This is a genomic window from Actinomadura rifamycini DSM 43936 (assembly GCF_000425065.1).
In the GTDB taxonomy this organism is placed as follows: domain Bacteria; phylum Actinomycetota; class Actinomycetes; order Streptosporangiales; family Streptosporangiaceae; genus Spirillospora; species Spirillospora rifamycini.
Genome location: NZ_AULB01000029.1, coordinates 100,500 through 120,841, shown reverse-complemented (window position 1 = coordinate 120,841; position 20,342 = coordinate 100,500). Strand labels below are relative to the sequence as shown.

The 20,342-nt window shown below is 73.3% G+C and carries 18 protein-coding genes, 2 tRNA genes and 1 rRNA gene; 8 read left to right on the top strand and 13 right to left on the bottom strand.

The genetic code is table 11. The annotated features are described in order from the left end of the window. Positions 1–76 (bottom strand): 16S ribosomal RNA (locus H505_RS0126330); the annotation flags it as partial. 750 nt (positions 77–826) lie between these two features. Between H505_RS0126330 and H505_RS0126325 the strand changes: the two genes are divergently transcribed. Together H505_RS0126325 and H505_RS0126320 are read left to right on the top strand one after the other, a co-directional pair. Beyond that, positions 827–1,804, top strand: a complete 978-nt coding sequence (locus H505_RS0126325) for a daunorubicin resistance protein DrrA family ABC transporter ATP-binding protein (protein ID WP_026404373.1) — start codon at positions 827–829, stop codon at positions 1,802–1,804. Further along, positions 1,801–2,610 (top strand): ABC transporter permease, encoded by an 810-nt coding sequence (locus H505_RS0126320; RefSeq protein WP_026404372.1) that lies wholly within the window; start codon positions 1,801–1,803, stop codon positions 2,608–2,610. Before H505_RS0126325 ends, H505_RS0126320 begins: the two co-directional genes overlap by 4 nt. 13 nt (positions 2,611–2,623) lie before the next feature. Here the strand turns inward: H505_RS0126320 and H505_RS44450 are convergent, their stop codons facing one another. Further along, a complete protein-coding gene (locus H505_RS44450) occupies positions 2,624–5,980 on the bottom strand; it encodes an ATP-binding protein (RefSeq protein WP_051301182.1) in 3,357 nt (1,118 codons plus the stop codon). A 64-nt stretch (positions 5,981–6,044) separates the two neighbouring features. On the opposite strand from H505_RS44450, the gene H505_RS0126310 reads away from it, so the two are divergent. Genes H505_RS0126310 through H505_RS0126300 form a run of 3 tightly spaced genes read left to right on the top strand, consistent with a single transcriptional unit; the run spans position 6,045 to position 8,063 of the window. Then, entirely contained in the window at positions 6,045–6,398 is a 354-nt protein-coding gene (locus H505_RS0126310) for a VOC family protein (RefSeq protein ID WP_026404371.1), read from the top strand. Beyond that, complete coding sequence (locus tag H505_RS0126305; RefSeq protein ID WP_026404370.1) at positions 6,398–6,907, top strand: DUF1360 domain-containing protein; 510 nt, start codon at positions 6,398–6,400, stop codon at positions 6,905–6,907. The genes H505_RS0126310 and H505_RS0126305 overlap by 1 nt, the downstream gene beginning before the upstream one ends. Positions 6,908–6,962: 55 nt before the next feature. Beyond that, positions 6,963–8,063, top strand: a complete 1,101-nt coding sequence (locus H505_RS0126300; RefSeq protein WP_026404369.1) for a baeRF2 domain-containing protein — start codon at positions 6,963–6,965, stop codon at positions 8,061–8,063. Between the two features lie 88 nt (positions 8,064–8,151). On the opposite strand, the gene H505_RS0126295 is transcribed toward H505_RS0126300, so the two are convergent. Beyond that, positions 8,152–8,224 (bottom strand) — tRNA-Ala (locus H505_RS0126295). Positions 8,225–8,309: 85 nt separating this feature from the next. Beyond that, complete coding sequence (locus H505_RS0126290) at positions 8,310–8,867, bottom strand: hypothetical protein (RefSeq protein WP_157433132.1); 558 nt, start codon at positions 8,865–8,867, stop codon at positions 8,310–8,312. 50 nt (positions 8,868–8,917) lie between these two features. On the opposite strand from H505_RS0126290, the gene H505_RS50075 reads away from it, so the two are divergent. Next, positions 8,918–9,106 (top strand): hypothetical protein, encoded by a 189-nt coding sequence (locus tag H505_RS50075; protein ID WP_157433131.1) that lies wholly within the window; start codon positions 8,918–8,920, stop codon positions 9,104–9,106. A 195-nt stretch (positions 9,107–9,301) separates the two neighbouring features. Next, positions 9,302–9,910 carry a peptidoglycan-binding domain-containing protein gene (locus tag H505_RS51195; protein WP_026404367.1) on the top strand — a complete coding sequence of 203 codons (609 nt, stop codon included), beginning with the start codon at positions 9,302–9,304 and terminating at the stop codon, positions 9,908–9,910. Positions 9,911–10,035: 125 nt separating this feature from the next. Here the strand turns inward: H505_RS51195 and H505_RS0126280 are convergent. From H505_RS0126280 to H505_RS0126260, 5 genes are all read right to left on the bottom strand, one after another. Next, positions 10,036–10,108 (bottom strand) — tRNA-Ala (locus tag H505_RS0126280). 79 nt (positions 10,109–10,187) lie between these two features. After that, entirely contained in the window at positions 10,188–10,844 is a 657-nt protein-coding gene (locus H505_RS0126275; RefSeq protein ID WP_026404366.1) for a histidine phosphatase family protein, read from the bottom strand. Beyond that, positions 10,837–11,250, bottom strand: coding sequence for a ribosome silencing factor (gene rsfS / locus H505_RS0126270; RefSeq protein WP_026404365.1), 414 nt, complete (start codon positions 11,248–11,250; stop codon positions 10,837–10,839). Before rsfS ends, H505_RS0126275 begins: the two co-directional genes overlap by 8 nt. A gap of 183 nt (positions 11,251–11,433) precedes the next feature. After that, positions 11,434–12,036 carry a nicotinate-nucleotide adenylyltransferase gene (nadD, locus tag H505_RS0126265; RefSeq protein WP_026404364.1) on the bottom strand — a complete coding sequence of 201 codons (603 nt, stop codon included), beginning with the start codon at positions 12,034–12,036 and terminating at the stop codon, positions 11,434–11,436. A 118-nt stretch (positions 12,037–12,154) separates the two neighbouring features. After that, positions 12,155–13,363 carry an RNA-guided endonuclease InsQ/TnpB family protein gene (locus tag H505_RS0126260; protein WP_026404363.1) on the bottom strand — a complete coding sequence of 403 codons (1,209 nt, stop codon included), beginning with the start codon at positions 13,361–13,363 and terminating at the stop codon, positions 12,155–12,157. Positions 13,364–13,521: 158 nt separating this feature from the next. On the opposite strand from H505_RS0126260, the gene H505_RS0126255 reads away from it, so the two are divergent. Continuing rightward, positions 13,522–14,553 carry a M48 family metallopeptidase gene (locus tag H505_RS0126255; protein WP_026404362.1) on the top strand — a complete coding sequence of 344 codons (1,032 nt, stop codon included), beginning with the start codon at positions 13,522–13,524 and terminating at the stop codon, positions 14,551–14,553. Positions 14,554–14,636: 83 nt separating this feature from the next. On the opposite strand, the gene H505_RS0126250 is transcribed toward H505_RS0126255, so the two are convergent. The 4 genes from H505_RS0126250 to obgE form a co-directional block, all read right to left on the bottom strand. Next, entirely contained in the window at positions 14,637–16,400 is a 1,764-nt protein-coding gene (locus H505_RS0126250; protein WP_026404361.1) for a TIGR03767 family metallophosphoesterase, read from the bottom strand. Between the two features lie 99 nt (positions 16,401–16,499). Beyond that, positions 16,500–17,795 (bottom strand): glutamate-5-semialdehyde dehydrogenase, encoded by a 1,296-nt coding sequence (locus H505_RS0126245; RefSeq protein WP_281173492.1) that lies wholly within the window; start codon positions 17,793–17,795, stop codon positions 16,500–16,502. A gap of 8 nt (positions 17,796–17,803) precedes the next feature. Beyond that, positions 17,804–18,916: a glutamate 5-kinase gene (gene proB / locus H505_RS0126240; RefSeq protein WP_026404359.1), complete on the bottom strand. Its 1,113-nt coding sequence runs from the start codon at positions 18,914–18,916 to the stop codon at positions 17,804–17,806. An 18-nt stretch (positions 18,917–18,934) separates the two neighbouring features. After that, entirely contained in the window at positions 18,935–20,329 is a 1,395-nt protein-coding gene (gene obgE, locus H505_RS0126235) for a GTPase ObgE (protein ID WP_034519863.1), read from the bottom strand. Positions 20,330–20,342: the final 13 nt, after the last annotated feature.

Sequence of the window (20,342 nt, the reverse complement as noted above, 5' to 3'; positions counted from 1 at the left end):
GGCCTTTCCGCTCGACTTGCATGTGTTAAGCACGCCGCCAGCGTTCGTCCTGAGCCAGGATCAAACTCTCCATTAAGGTCTTACCGACCCTTCGGGGGCGAACCCGAAGAGCCAAACCTTGGAAACAATCCCGGCAATGCACCACTCGGGTGCTTACCTCAAAGAAATCCCCAGCCTCACAACCCCTCGAAGAGGGGATGCAGGGCCTCGGGGGTGATCCGGCCTGCCGGCCGAATCGTTAAAGGCACTGGCTTTTAACACGCTGTTGAGTTCTCAAGAAACGGACACCCACCGCGCTCGGACCCGCTCTCGCGGCCCTCGCTCCGGGGCAACCCTTCTATCTTACCGGAGTCTTCGTCTCTGTCAACCGGCTCTCGCGAGCCGATCTTCAGATTCGTCGCCCGCCCTCCGGGATGCTGCCGCTGACGGCGCGAACCGTCTTCGGAAGATCGTTCGGAGGAGTCCCTCGGGCCGGCCACCTCGCGGTGTCCTGCATCCCGTCCGGGCTTGCCATTCCAGAGTAGCTCGCTCCGAAGCATGCTTCGAACCGTTTTTCGTCCGGGTGGCTTCCCCGGGGCCGTCCGCCTCTCGGCGTCCCGCATCCCCTTGGGGCAGGAAGAACATTAGGCAGCCCCGGAGCGATCGTCAAATCGGGCCGTCCACCTCCAGGGCGCCTCCCGGAAACCTGCTGGTCGCGTGCATGTACCGGCGCCCGCGTCATCCGTGCGTCAGGACGGCGTCAGTACCGCGGCCCTCGTGTGGGTCCCGTGTCAGCGGGGTCGCGGACGGTGGTCGACGTCACAGCGAACGACGGGAAGGCATGGGGATGGACGACGTGATACGCACCGAGGCGCTGCGCAAGCGGTTCGGGGAGACGCAGGCCCTGGACGGCGTGAGCATCGCGGTGCGGCGGGGCACCGTGCTCGGGGTGCTGGGGCCGAACGGGGCCGGGAAGACGACGGCGGTGCGGGTGCTCGCGACGCTGCTCAAGCCCGACTCGGGACGCGCCGAGGTGTGGGGCTACGACGTCGTGCGGGACGCGGTCCGGGTCCGGGCGAAGATCGGGCTGACGGGGCAGTACGCATCGGTGGACGAGGAGCTGTCGGGGACGCAGAACCTCGTGATGATCGCGCGGCTGTTGGACTTCGGACGTGCGGAGGCCAAGGCCCGGGCGCGGGAGCTGCTGGCGCGGTTCCGGCTGACGGAGGCGGGCCGGCGTGCCGTCAAGACGTACTCGGGCGGGATGCGGCGGCGGCTCGACCTCGCGGCGAGCCTGATCAACCGGCCGGACGTCATCTACCTGGACGAGCCGACGACGGGCCTGGACCCGCGTGCGCGCAACGAGGTGTGGGACACCGTGCGCGCGGTGGTCGCGGACGGGGCGACGGTGCTGCTCACGACGCAGTACCTCGAGGAGGCGGATGCGCTCGCGGACCGCATCGCGGTGTTCGACCACGGCCGGGTGATCGCGGAGGGGACGTCCGGCGAGCTGAAGCGGCGTGTGGGGCGGCAGACGCTCACGGTGCGGGCGGCGGAGCCGTACCGGGTGGAGCAGCTCACCGCGATCGTGGCCGAGGTGGCCGGGGGACGCCCGGACGTGCAGGCGGCGACGGGGCTGGTGACGGCGCCGGTGAGCGACCCGGGGGCGGTGTCGGCGCTGGTGCGGCGGCTGGACGAGGCGGCGCTGACGCCGGCGGAGCTGGCGGTGCGGATGCCGAGCCTGGACGAGGTGTTCCTGACGCTGACGGGCCATGCCGCCGAGGAGCCGGCGGAGGAGCCGGCGCGGGAAGGGAGCCTGGCATGACCGCGGTCACGGTGTCCCCGGCAGAGCCGCCCGCCCGGATCGGTCCGCGGCGGACGCTGCGGCACGGGCTGACGCTGGCGTGGCGGAACGTCTCGCAGCTGCGGCACTCACCGGAGAAGCTGCTCGACACGACGCTGATGCCGATCGTGTTCCTGCTGATGTTCCTGTACGTGTTCGGCGGTGCGGTGGCGGGCGACACGCAGTCGTACCTGCAGGTGCTGCTGCCGGGCTTGGTGGCCCAGACGGCGATGTTCTCGACGATGGGGCTGGGGGTGGCGCTGAACGAGGACATCCACCGCGGGGTGTTCGACCGGTTCCGCAGCCTGCCGATCGCGCGGAGCGCGCCGCTGATCGGGACGGTGCTCGGGGACACCGTCCGGTTCGTCGTCATGATGACGATGCTGGTGGGGTTCGGGTCGCTGCTGAGCTTCCGGTTCCACGCCGATCCGTTGTCGGTGCTGGCCGCGATCGCGCTCGCGTACGTGTTCTACCTGGCGGTGTGCTGGGTGTCGGTGCTGGTGGGGCTGGTGGCGCCGAGCCCGGAGACGGTGCAGGGCATCGCGATGGTCTGGGTCATGCCGTTGACCTTCGGAAGCAGCGTCCTGGTCGCGGACACCTCGACGATGCCGGGCTGGTTGCAGGCGTGGACGGACGTCAGCCCGGTGACGCACCTCGCGGACGCGATGCGGGCGCTCATGATCGGCGGCGAGGTGGGGAACCACGTCTGGGTGACCCTGGCGTGGGCCGCCGGGATCGTGATGGTGTCGTTCCCGCTGGCCGTCCGCATGTACACGCGGCGCGTGTGACCGGGCGACCGGATCAACCGCACGGGTCGAGGCGCGCTCCGGCACGCCCCGGCCCGTCCGGCCCGTCCGGCCCGTCTCCCTCGTCGGGACCGGCGGGCGCCGCGAGGCCGGGCGCGCGGGCGATGAACGCGGCGCGGTCGACGGCCCGTCCGCGCCGGTGGGCGGCGCCGAACGCGGCGGCGCCGAGGGCCCGCGCGGCGGACTCGGCGACCCGCCGGTCGTCGTAGGAGCCGGCGTCGTGGTAGCCGCGCAGGGCGTGCGCGGTGCCGAGGAGTTCCGCGGCGGCGGCGTGCTCGCCGCGCGCGTCCGCGAGGGAGGCGAGCCCTTCGGCGAGGACGGCGAGGGTGGGGTTGCCGGCGAAGACGTCGATGTCCAGGCCGGCGACGGCGCGGGCGTGCCAGCGCGCGGCCGCGTCGAGGTCGCCGTCCTCCCCGGCGAGGCAGCCGAGCCGCATGTGGGCGCGGCGCGCGACGAGGGTGATGTCGGGGCGGTACCGGCGCTCGCAGGTCCACTCGTGGACGCGTGCGGCGAGCGCGCGGGCGGCGTCCCGGTCGCCTTCCCGGAGGCACAGTTCGCTGAGGGCGAGGGCGGCGGTGCCGGCGTCGGCGTAGTCGCCGCGCCGCTCCATGGTGTCCATGGCCTGCTGGATGTTCTTGCGCGCGTCGGCGAGGTCGCCGGTCCGCATCCGGACCTCGCCGACGAGGACGAGCATCATGACGCCGGCGTCCATGCCGATGCCCGTGTCGGCGAGCCGCTGCGCCTCCTCCGCGAGGTCGAGGGCCGCGGCGAGCTCGCCGCGGGCGATGTGGACCTGGACCTGGCAGCCGAGCGCGCCGAGCAGGCCCCACCGGTCGCCGATGTCGCGGAACCGGGCGCAGCCCGCGGCGGCCTCGACCGCGGCGGCGTCGATGTCGCCGACGTTGATCGCGAGGTGGCCGAGCACGACGCGGGAGATCGCGCCGACCCACGGGTCCGGGTGGCCGTCGAGCCGCTTCAGGAGGCGGCGCGCCTCGTCGTCGTCCCCCGCGAAGATGGCGCGGACGGGACGGGCGAGGGCGAGCATGGGGTAGCACGGCTCGTCGGGGACGGCCTGGACGAAGCGTTCGATGGCGGCGCGCAGCGAGTCGAGCGTCGCTCCGCACCCGGAGGCGAACTCGGCGACGAGCCCGGCGGACAGGACGGCGAGGGCGTACTCCTCGGCCAGGTCCGGCGGCGGCGCGCCGGCGGCGAGGTCGCGGACGGCTTCGGCGAGGGCGCCCGCCTCGACCTCCATGTCGTGCATGAACCAGAACCACATGAGGCAGCCGAACAGCCGCAGCGCCGTCTCGACGTCCCGCGCGTCGACGGCGTGCCGGAGCGCGGCGGCCAGGTTGTCGCGTTCGGCGGCCAGGCGTTCGGCCCAGCGGAGCTGGTCGGGGCGGCGCAGTTCCGGGTCGGCGCGGGCGGCGAGGTCGAGGAAGTGGGCGGTGTACGCGGCGCGGACCCGCCGCGCCTCGCCGGCCTCCTCGAGCCGTTCGCCCGCGTAGACGCGGACGGTCTCCAGCAGCCGGTAGCGGACGTCCGCGCCGCCGTCCGCGAGGACGAGCGACTTGTCGATCAGGGCGGCGACCACGTCGAGGACGTCGTCGGGCGCGGGGGCGTCCGGGGCGTCGAGGCCGCAGACGCGGGCGGCGGCGGCCGGGGAGGCGCCGCCCGCGAACACCGACAGCCGGCGCAGGACGGTGCGTTCGACGTCGTCGAGCAGGTCCCAGCTCCAGTCGACGACGGCGCGCAGGGTGCGGTGGCGGGGCAGTGCGGCGCGGCTGCCGGCGGACAGCAGCCGGAACCGGTCGCCGAGCCGGGCCGCGACCTGGCCGGGGGTGAGGGCGCGCAGCCGGGCGGCGGCCAGTTCGATGGCGAGGGGGACGCCGTCGAGGGCGCGGCAGATCTCGACGACGTCGCCGACGGTGTCGGCGTCGACCGCGAAGCCGGGGCGGACGGCGGCGGCGCGGTCGGCGAACAGCCGGACGGCCGCGTACCGCAGCGCCTCGTCCGGGCCGGGCCCGCCGTCGGGTCCGCCGTCGGGTCCGCCGTCGGGGGCGGGCGGCGGCAGCGGGAGGGACGGGACCGGGCACAGCGACTCGCCGGTGATGCCGAGCGGCTCGCGGCTGGTGGCGAGGATCCGGACGCCGGGCGCCCGCGCGAGGAGGTGGTCGGTGAGCCGGGCGACGGCGTCGACGAGGTGCTCGCAGTTGTCCAGGACGAGGACGAGGCTCTTGGCGGCGAGGAAGGCGGTGAGCCGGTCGAGGGGGTGCGCGGGCGGCCTGGCCTCGGTGCTCCACATCGGTTCGGCGGCGCCGAGCGCGGTCAGGACGGCCTGGGCGAGGTCGCCGGGGTCGCTGACCGGGGCGAGCGGGACGAACCAGACGCCGTCCGGGGTGCCGGCGACGTGCGCCGCGGCGATCTCCCCGGCGAGGCGGGTCTTGCCCGCGCCGCCGGGGCCGGTGAGGGTGACGAGCCGGTGCCCGCGCAGCAGCTCGCCGACGCGCCGCGACTCCTCCTCCCGGCCGACGAACGTCGTGAGCTGCGCGGGCAGGTTCGTCCGGCGCCGGGCCGGGGCGGCGGGGCGGGCGCCGGGGGGCGCGGGGCCGGAGCCGTTCGCGGACGTGCCGGCGCCGTCGTCGCGCAGGACGGCCAGGTGGACGGCGGCGAGTTCGGGGGACGGGTCGGCGCCGAGCCGGTCGGCGAGGGCGCGGCGCGTCTCCTCGTAGGCGTCGAGGGCGTCGGCGCGGCGCCCGGCGGCGTGCAGGGAGCGGACGTAGTGGGCGCGGAGGCGCTCCCGCAGCGGGTTCGCGGCGGCGACGGCGGCGAGGTCGGCGGGCGGCGGCGCGGGCCGGGCCGCGGCCCGGTCGGCGTCGAGCCGGTCCTCGACGGCGGCGAGCCGCAGCTCGTCCAGGCGCGCGATGGCGGGGCGGGCGAAGTCGTCGCCGGCGACGTCGGTGAGCGCGGGGCCGCGCCACAGTCCGAGGGCGCGGGCCAGCTCGTCGGCCCGCCGCGCCGGGTCGTCCGTCCGGCGGGCGGCGGCGACGGCGCGCTCGAACGCGACGGCGTCGACCTCGTCCGGGGCGACGCCGAGCCGGTATCCGGCGGGGCCGTGCTCGACGACGTCCCGGCCGGCCGCGCCGCGCAGCCGGGAGACGAGCGCCTGGAGGGCGTTGCCGCCGGGCGGGTCGCCGTCCCACAGGTCGTCCAGCAGGCGCGCCGCCGAGACGGGCCGGCCCGCGTCGAGCGCGAGCCGGACGAGCAGGGCGCGCAGTCTCCGGCCGCCGACCTCGACGGGCCGCCCGGCCGCGTCCCGCACGGCGAGCGGGCCCAGGATGCCGATGCGCACGTGTCCCCTTTCCGCGGCCATTGTCCCCGATGTGTGGACGCCCCACGCCGGGTAATGGATCGGGATGGAACTCGCCATCGTCATGGATTGCGCCGATCCCGACTCCCTCGCGGACTTCTGGGCGGCGGCGCTCGGCTACGAGCGCGGCCCCCTGGACGAGCCCTACGTGACGCTGACCGACCCGCAGGGCCGGAACCCGACGTTGCTGCTGCAGCGCGTCCCCGAGCCGAAGTCCGGCAAGAACCGGATGCATCCCGATCTCCGGGTCGCCGACATGGACGCCGAGCTCGCACGGGTCACGGGGCTGGGGGCGCGCGTCGTCCGCGGCCCGTTCGAGGACGAGAGCTGGCTCACGACGGTGCTGACCGACCCGCAGGGCAACGAGTTCTGCCTGATCGTCCCCCCGGAGGAGGAGTGATGAACGCCGTCGTCGACACCGCCCGCAAGCAGAAGGAGCGCTACGCGGGCGGCGAGGACCGGCCGCTCGGCTCGTACCTGGGCACGATGGCGGTCTACGCGGTGACGGCCGGGGCGCTGGGCGTTCTGGCGAAGCGGTTCCGGGACCGGGTGCCCGCCGTCGGCGCGGGCGACCTGGCGCTGATGGCGGTCACCACGCACAAGCTGTCCCGGCTGATCGCCAAGGACCCGGTGACGAGCCCGCTGCGCGCCCCGTTCACCCGCTACTCGGGGACGTCCGGTCCGGCGGAGGTGGCCGAGGAGGTGCGGGGCCACGGCGTCCGGCACGCCGTCGGGGAGCTGGTCACCTGCCCGTTCTGCACGGGCCAGTGGGTGGCGACGGCGTACGCGGCGGGGCTGGTCTTCGCACCGGAGACGACCCGGTTCGCGGGCGCGACCATGACGGCGGTGGCCGCGTCGGACTGGCTGCAGCTCGCGTACGCGCGGCTCCAGCGGTCCGCCGAGGACTGACCCCTGGCGCCCCATTCTTTACGTTTGCCCCATATGGATCGGGTACGGCGATCCTATGGAGCTGTCATTCCTCAAGACGCTGTACCGGCACCCCGGCCCCTACGCGTCGGTGTACGCCGACCTCACCCGGACCACCGAGGACGCCGCCAAGGCCGTCGAGCTGCGGTGGCGGGCGCTGCGCACCGACCTGGAGGAGCAGGGCACCCCCGCCGACACCCTCCGCGCGATCGAGGCGACCGTCGAGGACGAGATCGCGCAGCGCCGCTCCGAAGGGCTGGTGGTCTTCGCGGCGGACGGCGAGGTCGTGCACGCCGAGCGGCTCCCCGCCCCGCCCCGCACGCCCCACGCCCGGTTCGCCCCGCTCCCCCACGTCCTGCCCTACCTGGCCGAACGCGGCGAGCGGTTCCCGCACATGGTCGCCGTCGTGGACCGCCGGGGCGGCGAGATCGACTGCGTGACCGCCGCCGGACGGCACGAGCACATCGAGGTCGACGGCGACGAGGAGTACCCGATCCGCAAGACGAAGGCGGGCGACTGGAACCAGTCCCGGTTCCAGCGCTCGTCCGAGAACGTCTGGAAGCTCAACGCCAAGAAGGTCGCGCACGAGATCGACCGCGCCGCCGACCGCTGCGGCGCGCAGGCGGTGGTGATCGCCGGCGACACCCGCGCCCGGACGGCCGTCCTGGAGGAGGTCTCCGAGGCCGTCCTGGAGCACGTCGTCGAGCTCGACCGCAACACCGACGTCCACGATCCGGAGCTGGAGGCGGAGCTGAACCGGATCCTGAAGCTCAAGACGGCCGAGCGCGTCATGACGGTCGCCGAGCGCTTCGACCGGGAGCTCGCCAACGGCAAGCGCGCCGTGTCCGGCATCCCCGCGATCGTCGAGGCCGTCCGCAACGGCCAGGTCGAGACCCTGCTGCTGGACGAGGAGGACCCGGGTTCCGGGGAGAGCCTGTGGTTCGGGCCCGACCCGGTCCAGCTCGCGTCGTCCCCGGAGGAACTCCGCACCGAGTTCGGCGTCACGGACGTCCACGAGGACCGGGCGGACGCCGCGCTCGTCCGGGCCGTGGCGGCGACCGACGGCGAGCTGGTGGTGCTGCCCTCGGACGGCGACGCGCACCACGAGATCGGCGCCGTCCTGCGCTTCACGGCCTGAACGCGCGGCGGGCCCGAGCGGCACCGCGAACGGCGAAGGCCGCCCGAGACCCTGGAGTCTCGAGCGGCCTTCGCCGTAAGGAAGAACGTGGAGCTATGGGGATTCGAACCCCAGACCTCCTCCATGCCATGGAGGCGCGCTACCAACTGCGCCATAGCCCCTCGGTGCAGTGAAGAGCTTAGTGCACGTTGGACACCGCTCGGAACGCGGGCCGCGGGGGTACGGCTCCCCGCGGCCCGCGGCGGGTCAGCGGCCGGGCGCGGCGGCCGGGTCCTGGATACCGTCCGCGGCGCTGTTGCTGTAGGAGTGCCACTCGCCCTGCTGGAACGTCGGGATCCAGACGGTGAGGCCCTCCGGCCATTCCACGGGCAGCCCGAGGAGCTTGTTCTGGTGCTCCGCCACGTCGTGGGCTTGGACATTGTGCTCGGTGGGCTGCCCGGCGGCCGGCGGCGTGTAGTCGCGGGGCATCTGCAGCCCCCGCGGCCGGCCTTCCGTGCTCGACACCTCCTCGGCGCCCGCTCCGTCCACCCCGGCCCCGTCCCCGACCGGCTTGTCCGCGCCCGCCCCGGCGGCGCCGAGCGTGCACAGCGTCTTGGCGAGATCCGGCTGCCCGGGAAGCAGCTTGATCTGCTTCAGGAGTTCCAGCCCCCGCTCGCAGTCCTTGCTCTCCGCCACCGGCACGGCCACCGGCACCGCGACCGGGTCCAGCGCCGCCGCCTGCGCCACCGCGGGCGCCGCGACCGCCACGACCGAGGCGGCCAGGACGGCGGGCAGGGTCGCTCTTCCGGTGATACGAGCTCTCATTGGGTTAACCCCTCATCTCGATCGGCATCGCCACCGACGACTGTTCCCGCATGATCAAGAGCGCCAAGCGCGCGCAGGGCAAAGGCGTCCGTCCGCGTGATCAACGTTTTGCGTGCGCATTTACCGCGACGCCCCGGCCGTGCCCTTCGTCCGCCCTCGCCACCGCGCGCACCCGGCGCGACCTGCACGGCCCCTCACCCTCCAGCGTGGAGGGCATTCCCGACATGCCGCGCACTTGAGTGATCTCCACGAGAGAGCGCGATCACGATCACCGACACACCCGGTTTCGGCAAAGACTGATGATCTATGTAAACCCGATGCCCCGCAAATCCGTCAAGTTCTCTTTCGAATTTTACCGAAGACGATCGAACCATTAATCGGGAGCCCCCATCACACCCGAATGTCAGGATCCAACCGATGAACGGGGGGTTCACATGAAGATCCTGCTTCGCACGCTGTCCGTGCTCGCGGCCGCCGCGCTGACGGCGGCCGCCGGCGTCGGCGCGGCGTCCGCCGACGGCCCGGACACCGACCCGCGGGTCGTCAAGGCCATCGAGCTCCAGCCGTGGGTCGAACTCGACGCGGGGAGCAAGAGCTACCGCGTCGCGTTCGTCCGCTGCGCGCTCACGCAGCTCGGCTTCTACACCAACTGCAACCCGGCCGCCTCCAACGGCGACGTGTACCTCCAGGACATGGTCGACGACGTCAAGCGGTACCAGAGGGCCCGCTTCATCGACGTCGACCCGCAGGGCACCGTCACCGGCGAGACCATGAGCGAGCTCCGGCGCGACATCGGCGAGGTCCTCACGGGCGACGGCCCGAACAACGGGAAGGCGCACATCGTCAAGGGCGTCCAGGGCGTGATGAAGGCCCTGCAGGACCGGAGCCTCAAGGTCGACGGCTGGTACGGCGGCGCCACCGAGCGCGCCGTCCGCGCGTTCCAGACGCGCAAGCGGATCGGCGTCGACGGCTACTTCGGCCCGCAGACGTTCCGCGCCGCGATGGCCCAGGGCGCCGAGCAGCGATCCACCCCGGGCCTCTAGAGGATCGACCGACCCCGCACCGGTAGGGCGGCCGGGCTCTCCGCGCACCGTCACGGAGCGGTCGCCGATGGCACGAGAAAGGCACCGGGCCCACGGACCCGGTGCCTTTTTTCAAGACCAACGCGTGGAGCTATGGGGATTCGAACCCCAGACCTCCTCCATGCCATGGAGGCGCGCTACCAACTGCGCCATAGCCCCGCGCCGCTGCGTGGACGTTCATCCCGCAGGGCTCCGCCAGTGTATCGGACTTCAGTGACCGGACACGAATCGTTTCGCCTCAGGCCCCGTTGTCGGTGCGATCGTCGCCGAGGACGGGTTCGGGGAGGGTGCCGGCGTTGTGTTCGGCGAGGCGCCAGCCGCCGTCGCGCATCTCGGTGAGGACGGACCAGCAGCAGTTCGAGAGGCCGCCGAGGCGCTCCCAGACGCTCTCGGGGAGGCCGAGGAGGTTCGACATGCCGAGCCGGAGCGCGGCGCCGTGGGAGGCGACGACGAGCGTCCCGGTGCCGGGCAGGTCGTCGAGGGCGCGGTCGAGGGCGGCGCCGACGCGCTTGGCGACCTGGGCGCTGGTCTCGCCGCCGGGCGGCTGCCAGGCGGCGTGCGCCTCGGGGTAGCGCTCGCGGATCTCGCGGCCGGTGAGGCCCTCCCACTCGCCGCCGTCGCGCTCGATCAGGTCGCGGTCGTAGCGGACGGGGAGGCCGGTGACCTCGGCGAGGCAGGCCGCGGTGGCGGACGCGCGCTGCAGCGGGGACGCCAGCAGCTCGGTGGGGCGCAGCCCGGCGAGGAGGCGGGCGGCGCGGCGGGCCTGCTGCACGCCGGTCTCGTCCAGGGGGATGTCCGTCTTGCCCTGGAAGCGGTTCTCGACGTTCCAGGCCGTCTGGCCGTGCCGCCACAGGACGAGCCGGCGCCTGCCGGGCTCGCGGCGCGTGTCACTCACCGAGGCTCCCGACGGTCCGGGCGCGCTGCTCCTGGTGCGCGGTGGCGGACTCGGGCAGCTCGATCACCGGGCAGTCCTTCCAGAGCCGTTCGAGCGCGTAGAAGACGCGGTCCTCCTCGTGCTGGATGTGCACGATGACGTCGGCGTAGTCGAGGAGCACCCAGCGGCCCTCGCGCTCGCCCTCGCGGCGGACGGGCTTGGCGTCGGCCTCCTCGCGGAGCCTTCGCTCGACCTCGTCGACGATGGCGCGGACCTGACGGTCGTTGGGGGCGGAGCAGAGCACGAACGCGTCGGTGATGACGAGCTGCTCGCTCACGTCGTAGGCCAGGATGTCGTCGGCCAGCTTGTCTCCCGCCGCCTCCGCGGCGATCCGGACCAGCGTTGCGGCCCTTTCGGATGCGGTCACGATGCGCTCGCGATCCTCCCTGTAGGGGTCGTCTCGGCTCCACCATCTCACGGGCGGGGGCCGGCGGCCCGATCAATTTGTCGGCCGGCCGCGTTCGCACGCGGCCCTTCCCTCTCCAGGGTATGCGGACGGCGCGGGGGCCGTGGCGCGGCGGACGGCCGGGCGTGCGGATCTCCGCGCAGGTCAGGAGGCGTCGTCGCGGTAGAGGCCGCGCTTGTTGATGTACTGGACGATCCCGTCGGGGACGAGGTACCAGATCGGCTCGCCGGAGTGGACGCGGTCGCGGCACTCGGTGGAGGAGATCGACAGGGCCGGTACCTCCATGAGCGACACGCGCCCGTTGGGCAGGCCGGGGTCGGCGAGGCGGTGCCCGGGGCGGGTGACGCCGACGAAGTGAGCGAGGCCGAACAGTTCGTCGGTGTCGTGCCAGGTGAGCATCTTCTCGAGGGCGTCGGCGCCGGTGATGAAGAACAGGTCGGCGTCGGGGCCCCGGACGTCCCGGATGTCGCGCAGCGTGTCGACGGTGTAGGTGGGGCCGGGGCGGTCGATGTCGACGCGGCTGACGGAGAAGCGCGGGTTGGAGGCGGTGGCGATCACGGCCATGAGGTAGCGGTCCTCGGCGGCGGCGACCTTGCGGCCCTCCTTGTGGGACGAGAGGCCCGTGGGGACGAAGACCACTTCGTCCAGCGAGAAGAAGTGCGCCACCTCGCTGGCGGCCACGAGGTGCCCGTGGTGGATCGGGTCGAACGTGCCGCCCATGATCCCGAGCCGCCGCTTTTGCGTCATGACGACGAGAATAGCCAGCCGGTGCACCGGCCCGAACGTTCGCCCCGGCGTCCGGCGGGAACCCTGCGGCACGCCGGTTCGTCGGAACTACCATGCCTGACTTGACTTTCTCCTTCGCCTAGAGGCGAGGGGCTCCAGCGGTCACCCGCTGGGTTTCCTGCTTCACCGACGACCGCCCCGTCCGGGAGGGCTCCCGTTGAGGTCTCACACCGTCTCCACAGGCGGACACCGCCAGCCCGGCGGCCAGGATGTTCTTGGCGGCGTTGACGTCACGGTCGTGAACCGCACCGCAACCGCACCGCCACTCCCTCACGGCGAGGGGCATCCGCTCAGCGGCCCTCCCACATTCGGAGCACAACTTGGACGAGGGGAACCAGCGGTCGATCACCACGAGCTCACGGCCGTACCACCCGGCCTTGTACTCCAGCATCGCCCGCAGCTCCCGCCACGCCGCGTCCGAGATCGCCCGGGCGAGGGAGCGATTCTTCACCATGGTGCGGACTCCCAAGTCCTCGATCACGACCACTTGGTTCTCGTGGACGAGCCGAGTCGACAGCTTGTGCAGGAGGTCCCGGCGCCGGTCGGCGATGCGCACATGAATCCGCGCGATCTTCCGGCGGGCCTTGTCCCGGTTCGCCGAGCCCTTGGCCTTACGGAACAACTCCCTCTGTGCTCGGGCGAGGCGTTCGCCGTCGCGGCGCTCGTGCCGGGGATTGGCGACCTTCTCTCCCGTCGACAGCGTAACCAGCGAGATGAGGCCCACGTCGATCCCGACCGCGTTCTTGGCCGGGGCCGGGCGGACGATGCGGTCCTCGCACAGGATCGACACGAACCACCGCCCGGCAGCGTCCCTGGACACCGTGACCGTAGAGGGCTCCGCCCCTTCGGGCAGCGGCCGCGACCACACGATGCCCAGCGGCCCGGGCACTTTCGCCAAGATCAGCTGACCATCGCGCCACCTGAACGCCGACCGCGTGTACTCCGCGCTCTGCCGGGAATTCCTCCGCGACTTGAAGCGAGGGTAGGCGGCGCGCTTGGCGAAGAAGTTCGCGAACGCCGCCTGCAGGTGCCGCAGGGCCTGCTGCAGCGGCACGCTGGACACCTCGTTCAGGAACGCCGCCTCGCCGGTCTTCTTCCATGCGGTCAGCGCAGCCGACGACTCCGCATAGGAGACACGCCGCCGCTCGCCGTACCACGCACGCGTGCGTTCCTCCAGCGCCCGGTTGTATACCAGGCGCACACACCCGAACGTGCGCGACAATTCGTCCGACTGCTCGCCGGTGGGGTAGAAGCGGTATTTATACGCCCGCTTCACTGTACGCGCCACGTCACAGATCGTAGCGCGAGATCGGCCGAATCCCGTCCTCGCGTGGTGGAGGGAGGTCCGCCCCGGCAGCGACCCACCTATCCCCGCCCTTGTCCTGTCCTGAAGGATTGTCATTTCTCCCCCGGCCCGGAGGCCGGAGCATCCACAAAGGAGCCTTGATGACGGAGAACACACCGGATCGAGCACGCAAGCGCTTCCCCGGGATCAGCTCCCGGGCCTACGAACACCCGGCGGACCGCTCGGCGCTGGTGGCGCTGCGCTCGCTGTCCGGGTTCGACGTCGTCCTGCGCAAGCTGTCGGGACTGGTCAACGAGCGGGCCATCAGGCTGATGTTCCTGGGCGGGACCGTCCGGGTCGGCGAGAACCAGTTCCACCACCTGCACGACATGGTGCGGGACGCGTCCTACATCCTGGACCTGAAGAAGGTGCCCGACGTCTTCGTCAAGCAGGACCCGACCCCGAACGCGATGGCGCTGGGCTCCGACGACCCGTTCATCGTGATCAACACCGGGCTGATCGACCTGCTGGACGACGAGGAGCTGCGGTTCGTCGTCGGGCACGAAGTCGGGCACATCCTGTCGGGGCACGCCGTCTACCAGACGATGATGCAGATCCTCATCGGGCTCGGGTCGCGGCTGGCGTGGCTGCCGCTCGGCAACGTGGGCATCGCGGCGATCATCATCGGGCTGCGGGAGTGGTTCCGCAAGGCGGAGCTGTCGTCGGACCGCGCGGGCCTGCTCGCCGGGCAGGACCTGGACGCCGCCAAGCGCGTGAACATGAAGCTCGCGGGCGGGACGAAGCTGTCGGAGATGAGCGCCGAGGCGTTCCTGGAGCAGGCCCGCGAGTACGACGCGGCCGGCGACGTCCGGGACGGGCTGCTGAAGTTCCTGAACCTGCTGCCGCAGTCGCACCCGTTCGCGGTGATCCGGTTCGCGGAGATCGACAAGTGGGCGCGCGGCGGCGAGTACGAGCGCATCCTCGCCGGGGACTACGCGCGCCGCGACGACGACGGCAGCGCGAAGGTCACCGACGAGATCCGGAACGCGGCCCGGTCGTACCGGGAGTCGTGGGAGCAGACGGCCGACCCGTTCGTCGGCAAGGTCCGCGACATGGCCGACGCGGCGGCGGGCGCGGCGGGCGGCCTGTTCGACCGCATCGCCCGGCGCCCCAACGGCGCGAACGGCGGCTAGGGCCGCGGGAACCGAGCGAGGGCCGCCGTGACACGGACACGGCGGCCCTTTCGGCGTCCGGGGCGCCTGGAGCGGCCGGACGCCTAGAACGGTTTGGGGACGAGGAGTTCGACGTTGCGGTCGTCGGCGCCGCCGCGCCGCTCGTCCGGCGCGTCCTGCCAGTCGTTGCCGGCGAGTTCGCGGGCGAGCGACGCGAGCCGGACGGGGTCACCGATGCGGCCGCCGTGCGCGGCGGGCCCGGCCGAGTCGAGGACGGTCGCGAAGACCGACAGGGTGCCGTCGCCGTTGTCGGCGAGTTCGACGATGCGGCTCTGCTGCGGGAAGTCGATGTGCGCAGCCGTGTTGACCTCCCAGAACCCGCCCGGCTCCGACCCGCCCTCGCGGGCGTGCGGGATGACCTCGTTGCGGTGGGTATGGCCGTTCACCCACAGGACGACGTTCGGGTAGCGCAGGAGGAGGGCCTCCACCTCGTCGCCGAGGACCCGGTCTCCGCCGAGCGGGTTGCCGAGGGAGGCGATCGGGTGGTGGCTGAACAGGACGAACAGGCGGTCCCGGACGTCGTGCGCGACGAGTTCGCCGCGGGCGTCGCGGTAGCGGCGGCTGCCGGCCTTGAGTTCGTCCTCCAGCCAGGCGAGCTGGGCGCGGTCGAGGGAGCCTTCGGAGTAGCCGTTGGGGTTGACGGTGTCGAGCGCGATGCCCCGCACGACGCCCTGGTCGAACGCGTAGTACGCCGTCCCGTCGCGGAGGTTGGCGGAGGTGAAGCCGTGGCCGCGCAGGGGCGCGCTCGTGCGGAAGTGCTCGCGGACGACCTCGGCGCGCGACAGCATCCGGCGGTCCGGGTCGGGGGTGACCGGGCGGAACAGGCCGCCGCCGGACGCCCCGCGGGCGCGGCTCAGCCGCACCAGCTCGCGCCCGTCCCCGTCGGTGATCATGCGGGCGAGCCGCTGCGCCTGCGCGTCGTCGGCCGGGGCGCCGATCTTGATGCCGCCGGTGGCGAGCGCGGTGACCAGCGGGTTGATGGGCAGGTTGCCCTGGACCAGGCCGTCGTGGTTGCCGAACACCGCGTACCAGGGCGCCCGCAGGCCGGTCGCCCGGAAGGGGCGGCGGGCGGCGTCCACGAGGCCCCGGACCTGCGGGAATCCGTGCCGGACCGTCGGCAGGTCGGCCTCGGCGCCGGGCGGCGGCCCCTCGGGGTGCCAGTAGGCGCGGTCGTAGGCGGCGAGGTCCATGACGCCCTCGTACCGGTTCGGGTCGCCGGAGTCGGGGCGGACGCGCCCGCCGTCGAGGAGGTCGATGATCCAGCGGATCTCGTTGTACTGGACGTTGTCGGCCGCGTCCCCGGTGTTGATGACGAACGCGAGGTCGAGGCCGGTCGCGGGGCCGCGCCCGACGGCGTTCATCGACCGGACCATGGCCTCGGCGACGTGCGTGGACAGGATCTCCTGCGGCCGGTACGCCCCCTCGACGGGCAGGACGCTCAGGGCGTCCTTGAACCGGTCGACGAACTCGACGCGCGCCGGGGACTGCGCGTCGATCACGTGGACGTCGGTGAGGTGCCCGAAGGCGAGGACGCCGCGGCGGCGCGCGGCCCGGCCGGGCGACGCGGTGCCGCCGAGGTCGCGGCGCAGGACGTGCGGCTCGCCCGGGCCGGCGACGACCCGGCGGTAGCCGCCCGCGCCCGGGGCGCCGAGGAGGTAGGTGCGGTCGAGGGTGGTGCCGGCGACCGGGCCGCGCAGGCGGGGGACGGCGGCGGCGCGGGCCGGGAAGGCGGTGAGCCCGGTGGCGGCGATCCCCGCCCCCAGGGCGGCGCCCCGCAGGACGCGGCGGCGGCTGATCTCACGAGTCACGCTGTGGATCAGATCACACGGACATGAGTGACATCAAGCCCCGAGATGTCACATAGATGAACGGATCTCGGATCAGCCGCCGCCGGACCGGACGGCCGGTCAGGCCCCGCGCAGGTGCCCGTCGCCCGTGACGACGTACTTCGTCGAGGTCAGCTCCGGCAGGCCCATCGGGCCGCGCGCGTGCAGCTTCTGCGTGGAGATGCCGATCTCCGCGCCGAAGCCGAACTCGCCGCCGTCGGTGAACCGGGTCGAGGCGTTCACCATCACGGCCGCCGAGTCGACGAGCGAGGTGAAGCGGCGCGCGGCGGACTGCGACGTCGTCACGATCGCCTCCGTGTGGCCCGACCCGTACCGGCGGATGTGCGCGACGGCGTCGTCCAGGGAGCCGACGACGCGGGCGGCGATGTCGAGCGAGAGGTACTCGGCGTACCAGTCGTCCTCGGTCGCCTCGACGACGCCGTCACCGAGCGAGCGGATCCGCTCGTCCCCGTGGACGGTGACGCCCTTCTCCTTGAACGCCGCAAGCGCGCGCGGGACGAACGCTTCGGCGACGTCCGCGTGCACCAGGAACGTCTCCGCCGCGTTGCAGACGGACGGGCGCTGCGTCTTCGAGTTCACGAGGATGTCCAGCGCCACGTCCAGGTCGGCGGCGGCGTCGACGTACACCGAGCAGTTCCCCACCCCGGTCTCGATCACCGGGACGGTCGACTCCTCCACGACCGAGTTGATCAGCGACGCGCCGCCCCGCGGGATCAGCACGTCCACGAGCCCGCGCGCGCGCATCAGGTGCTTGACCGACTCACGGGACGTGCCGGGGACGAGCTGCACCGCGTCCCCCGGGACGTCCGTGCCCCGCAGCGCCTCCTGCATCACCGCCACCAGCACCGAGTTCGACTCGTACGCCGACGACGAGCCGCGCAGCATCGCGACGTTCCCGCTCTTCAGGCACAGCGCGGCGGCGTCCACCGTGACGTTCGGACGGCCCTCGTAGATGATCCCGACGACGCCCAGCGGCACCCGGATCTGGCGCAGCTCCAGACCGTTCGGCAGGACGTTCCCGCGCACCGTCTCCCCCACCGGGTCCGGCAGCGCCGCGACCTCCCGGACGGCCTCGGCGACCGCGGCGATCCGCTCCGCCGACAGGCTCAGCCGGTCGATCATGTACTCGGGGGTGCCGTTCTCGCGGGCCCGCGCGACGTCCGCCTCGTTCGCCTTGATGATCCGCGCGGCCTCCGCCACCAGCGCGTCCGCGATCGCGTGCAGCGCGGCGTCCTTCGCGGCGCGCGGCAGCGGCGCCAGCCCCGCGGCGGCGTCGCGGGCGGTGCGCGCCACCCGCAGGAACTCCTCGCGTTCCCGGTCCTGCTCGCTCATCCGACGTTCCTCTCCGGGTCGAATCACTGGGGTCAGCGGTCGGTCAGCACCACGAGGTGGTCGCGGTGGATTATCTCGCGTTCGTACTCGGGGCCCAGCTCCCGCGCCAGCCAGCGGGTGGAGCGGCCCATCAGGTCGGGGATCTCCGACGCGTCGTAGTTCGCCAGGCCGCGCGCGACGACCGCGCCGTCCGCGCCGCACAGGTCGACCGGGTCGCCCGCCGCGAAGTCGCCCTCGACGCCCGTGACGCCCGCGGGCAGCAGCGACTTGCCCCGCCGGACGACCGCGTCGACGGCGCCCGGGTCGAGCACGATGCGGCCCTGCCCGGTCGTGGCGTGCGCCAGCCACAGGTGCCGAGTGGCGCGGCGGCGGTCGTCCGCCGGGTGGAACAGCGTGCCGACGGGGTCGCCCGCGACGGCGCGCGCGGCGGACGCGGCGTTCGTCAGCACCACCGGGATGCCCGCGATCCGGGCCGCCTCCACCTTGGTGACCATGCCGCCCGTCCCGACGCGCCCCGACCCGCCGAGCTTCACCCCGTCCAGGTCGGCCGGGGACCGGACGTCGGTGATGCGGCGGGCGCCCGGCTGCCGCGGGTCGCCCGTGTACAGGGCGTCCACGTCCGACAGCAGGACGAGCGCGTCCGCGCGCGTCAGGTGGGCGACGAGCGCCGCGAGCCGGTCGTTGTCGCCGAACCGGATCTCGTCCGTGGCGACCGTGTCGTTCTCGTTGACGATCGGCAGCACCCCCAGCGCGAGGAGCTGCGCGAGCGTCCGCTGCGCGTTGCGGTGGTGGGAGCGGCGCATCATGTCGTCGGCGGTCAGCAGCACCTGCCCGACCGTGACGCCGTACCGGGCGAACGACGACGTGTACCGGGCGAACAGCGCGCCCTGCCCGACGCTGGCCGCCGCCTGCTGCGTCGCGAGGTCGGACGGGCGCCGCGTCAGGCCGAGCGGGCCGAGCCCGGCCGCGATCGCCCCCGACGACACGAACACGATCTCCGCGCCCGCGTCCCGGCGGGCCGCCAGCACGTCCACGAGGGCGTCGATGCGGGCGGCGTCGATCGTCCCCTGCGGCGTGGTCAGCGACGACGAGCCCGCCTTGACCACGATCCGGCGGGCCTTCGCGATCCCCGCGCGTTCGGTCACCTGCGTCCCCTCCCCCGGTCAGCGGCCGTCGAGCCGGCGGTCGGTGCCGCGCGGGCCCGCGGCGGCCTCCCCGGCCGGGATGTCGGGCTCCCAGTCGAACACCACCGAGTCGTCGACGGTGCCGATCATGACGGTCGCGCCGGCCTCGGCGCCCGCCTCGCGCAGGGCGTCCTCGATGCCGAGCCGCGCCAGGCGGTCGGCGAGGTACCCGACGGCCTCCTCGTTCTGGAAGTCGGTCTGCCGCAGCCACCGGACGGGCTTCGCCCCGGTGATCAGGTAGGTGTTCGCGCCCATCGGCTTCACCTCGAACTCCGCGCCGCCGCCGACCGGCTCCGGCCGGATCACGATGCGGGTCGGCTCCGCCGGGGGCAGGCTCGCGCGGTGCTCCGCGACCATCGCGGCCAGCGCGAACGACAGCTCCCGCAGGCCCTCGTGCGTCGCCGCGGACACCTCGAACACGCGCAGGCCGCGCGCCTCGAACTCCGGGCGGACGAGCTCGGCGAGGTCGCGCGCGTCCGGGACGTCCACCTTGTTCAGCACCACCAGCCGCGGGCGGTCCGACAGCGGGCGGTCGCCGAGGACCCGGTCGTACGCCTGCAGTTCGCGCTCGATGACCTCGAAGTCGCTGAGCGGGTCCCGGCCGGGCTCGGGCGTCGCGCAGTCGAGGACGTGCGCCAGCGTCGACGACCGCTCGATGTGCCGGAGGAACTCCAGCCCCAGGCCGCGGCCCTCGCTGGCGCCCTCGATCAGGCCCGGGACGTCGGCGACCGTGAACGTCGTGTCGCCCGCGCTCACCACCCCGAGGTTCGGGACGAGCGTGGTGAACGGGTAGTCGGCGATCTTCGGCTTCGCGGCGGACAGCGCGGCGATCAGCGACGACTTCCCGGCGCTCGGGAACCCGACCAGCGCGACGTCGGCGACGCTCTTCAGCTCCAGGACGACGTCGCGCTCCTCGCCGGGCTCGCCGAGCAGCGCGAACCCCGGCGCCTTGCGCTTGGCGGTGGCCAGCGCCGCGTTCCCGAGGCCGCCGCGGCCGCCGCGCGCGATCACGAACCGGGTGCCCTCGCCGACCAGGTCGGCCAGCACCTCGTCGCCCTCCTTGACGACGGTGCCGTCGGGGACCGGCAGGACCACGTCGTCGCCGTTGGCGCCCGTCCGGTGCCCGCCCTGCCCCGGCCTGCCGTTGCCCGCCCGGCGGTGCGGGCGCCGGTGGTACTCCAGGAGGCTCGCGGCGTTGGTGTCGACGACGAGCACGACGTCGCCGCCGTTGCCGCCGTTCGCCCCGTCCGGGCCGCCGAGCGGCTTGAACTTCTCGCGGTGGATCGACGCGCAGCCGTTCCCGCCGCTGCCCGCCGCGACGTGCAGCACCACCCGGTCGACGAACTGCGCACCCGATCCCGCACCAGCGGCCACGGCGACTCTCCTT

Bases quoted from the DNA above. Each gene is read 5' to 3' on its own strand.
- nadD (WP_026404364.1), bottom strand. From the start codon at position 12,036: ATGACGCAAAAGCGGCGGCTCGGGATCATGGGCGGCACGTTCGACCCG.
- H505_RS50075 (WP_157433131.1), top strand. From the start codon at position 8,918: ATGATCAAGAGCGCCAAGCGCGCGCAGGGCAAAGGCGTCCGTCCGCGT.
- H505_RS0126305 (WP_026404370.1), top strand. From the start codon at position 6,398: ATGAACGCCGTCGTCGACACCGCCCGCAAGCAGAAGGAGCGCTACGCG.
- H505_RS0126325 (WP_026404373.1), top strand. From the start codon at position 827: ATGGACGACGTGATACGCACCGAGGCGCTGCGCAAGCGGTTCGGGGAG.
- H505_RS0126300 (WP_026404369.1), top strand. From the start codon at position 6,963: ATGGAGCTGTCATTCCTCAAGACGCTGTACCGGCACCCCGGCCCCTAC.
- H505_RS0126290 (WP_157433132.1), bottom strand. From the start codon at position 8,867: ATGAGAGCTCGTATCACCGGAAGAGCGACCCTGCCCGCCGTCCTGGCC.
- H505_RS51195 (WP_026404367.1), top strand. From the start codon at position 9,302: ATGAAGATCCTGCTTCGCACGCTGTCCGTGCTCGCGGCCGCCGCGCTG.
- H505_RS0126255 (WP_026404362.1), top strand. From the start codon at position 13,522: ATGACGGAGAACACACCGGATCGAGCACGCAAGCGCTTCCCCGGGATC.
- H505_RS0126310 (WP_026404371.1), top strand. From the start codon at position 6,045: ATGGAACTCGCCATCGTCATGGATTGCGCCGATCCCGACTCCCTCGCG.
- H505_RS0126320 (WP_026404372.1), top strand. From the start codon at position 1,801: ATGACCGCGGTCACGGTGTCCCCGGCAGAGCCGCCCGCCCGGATCGGT.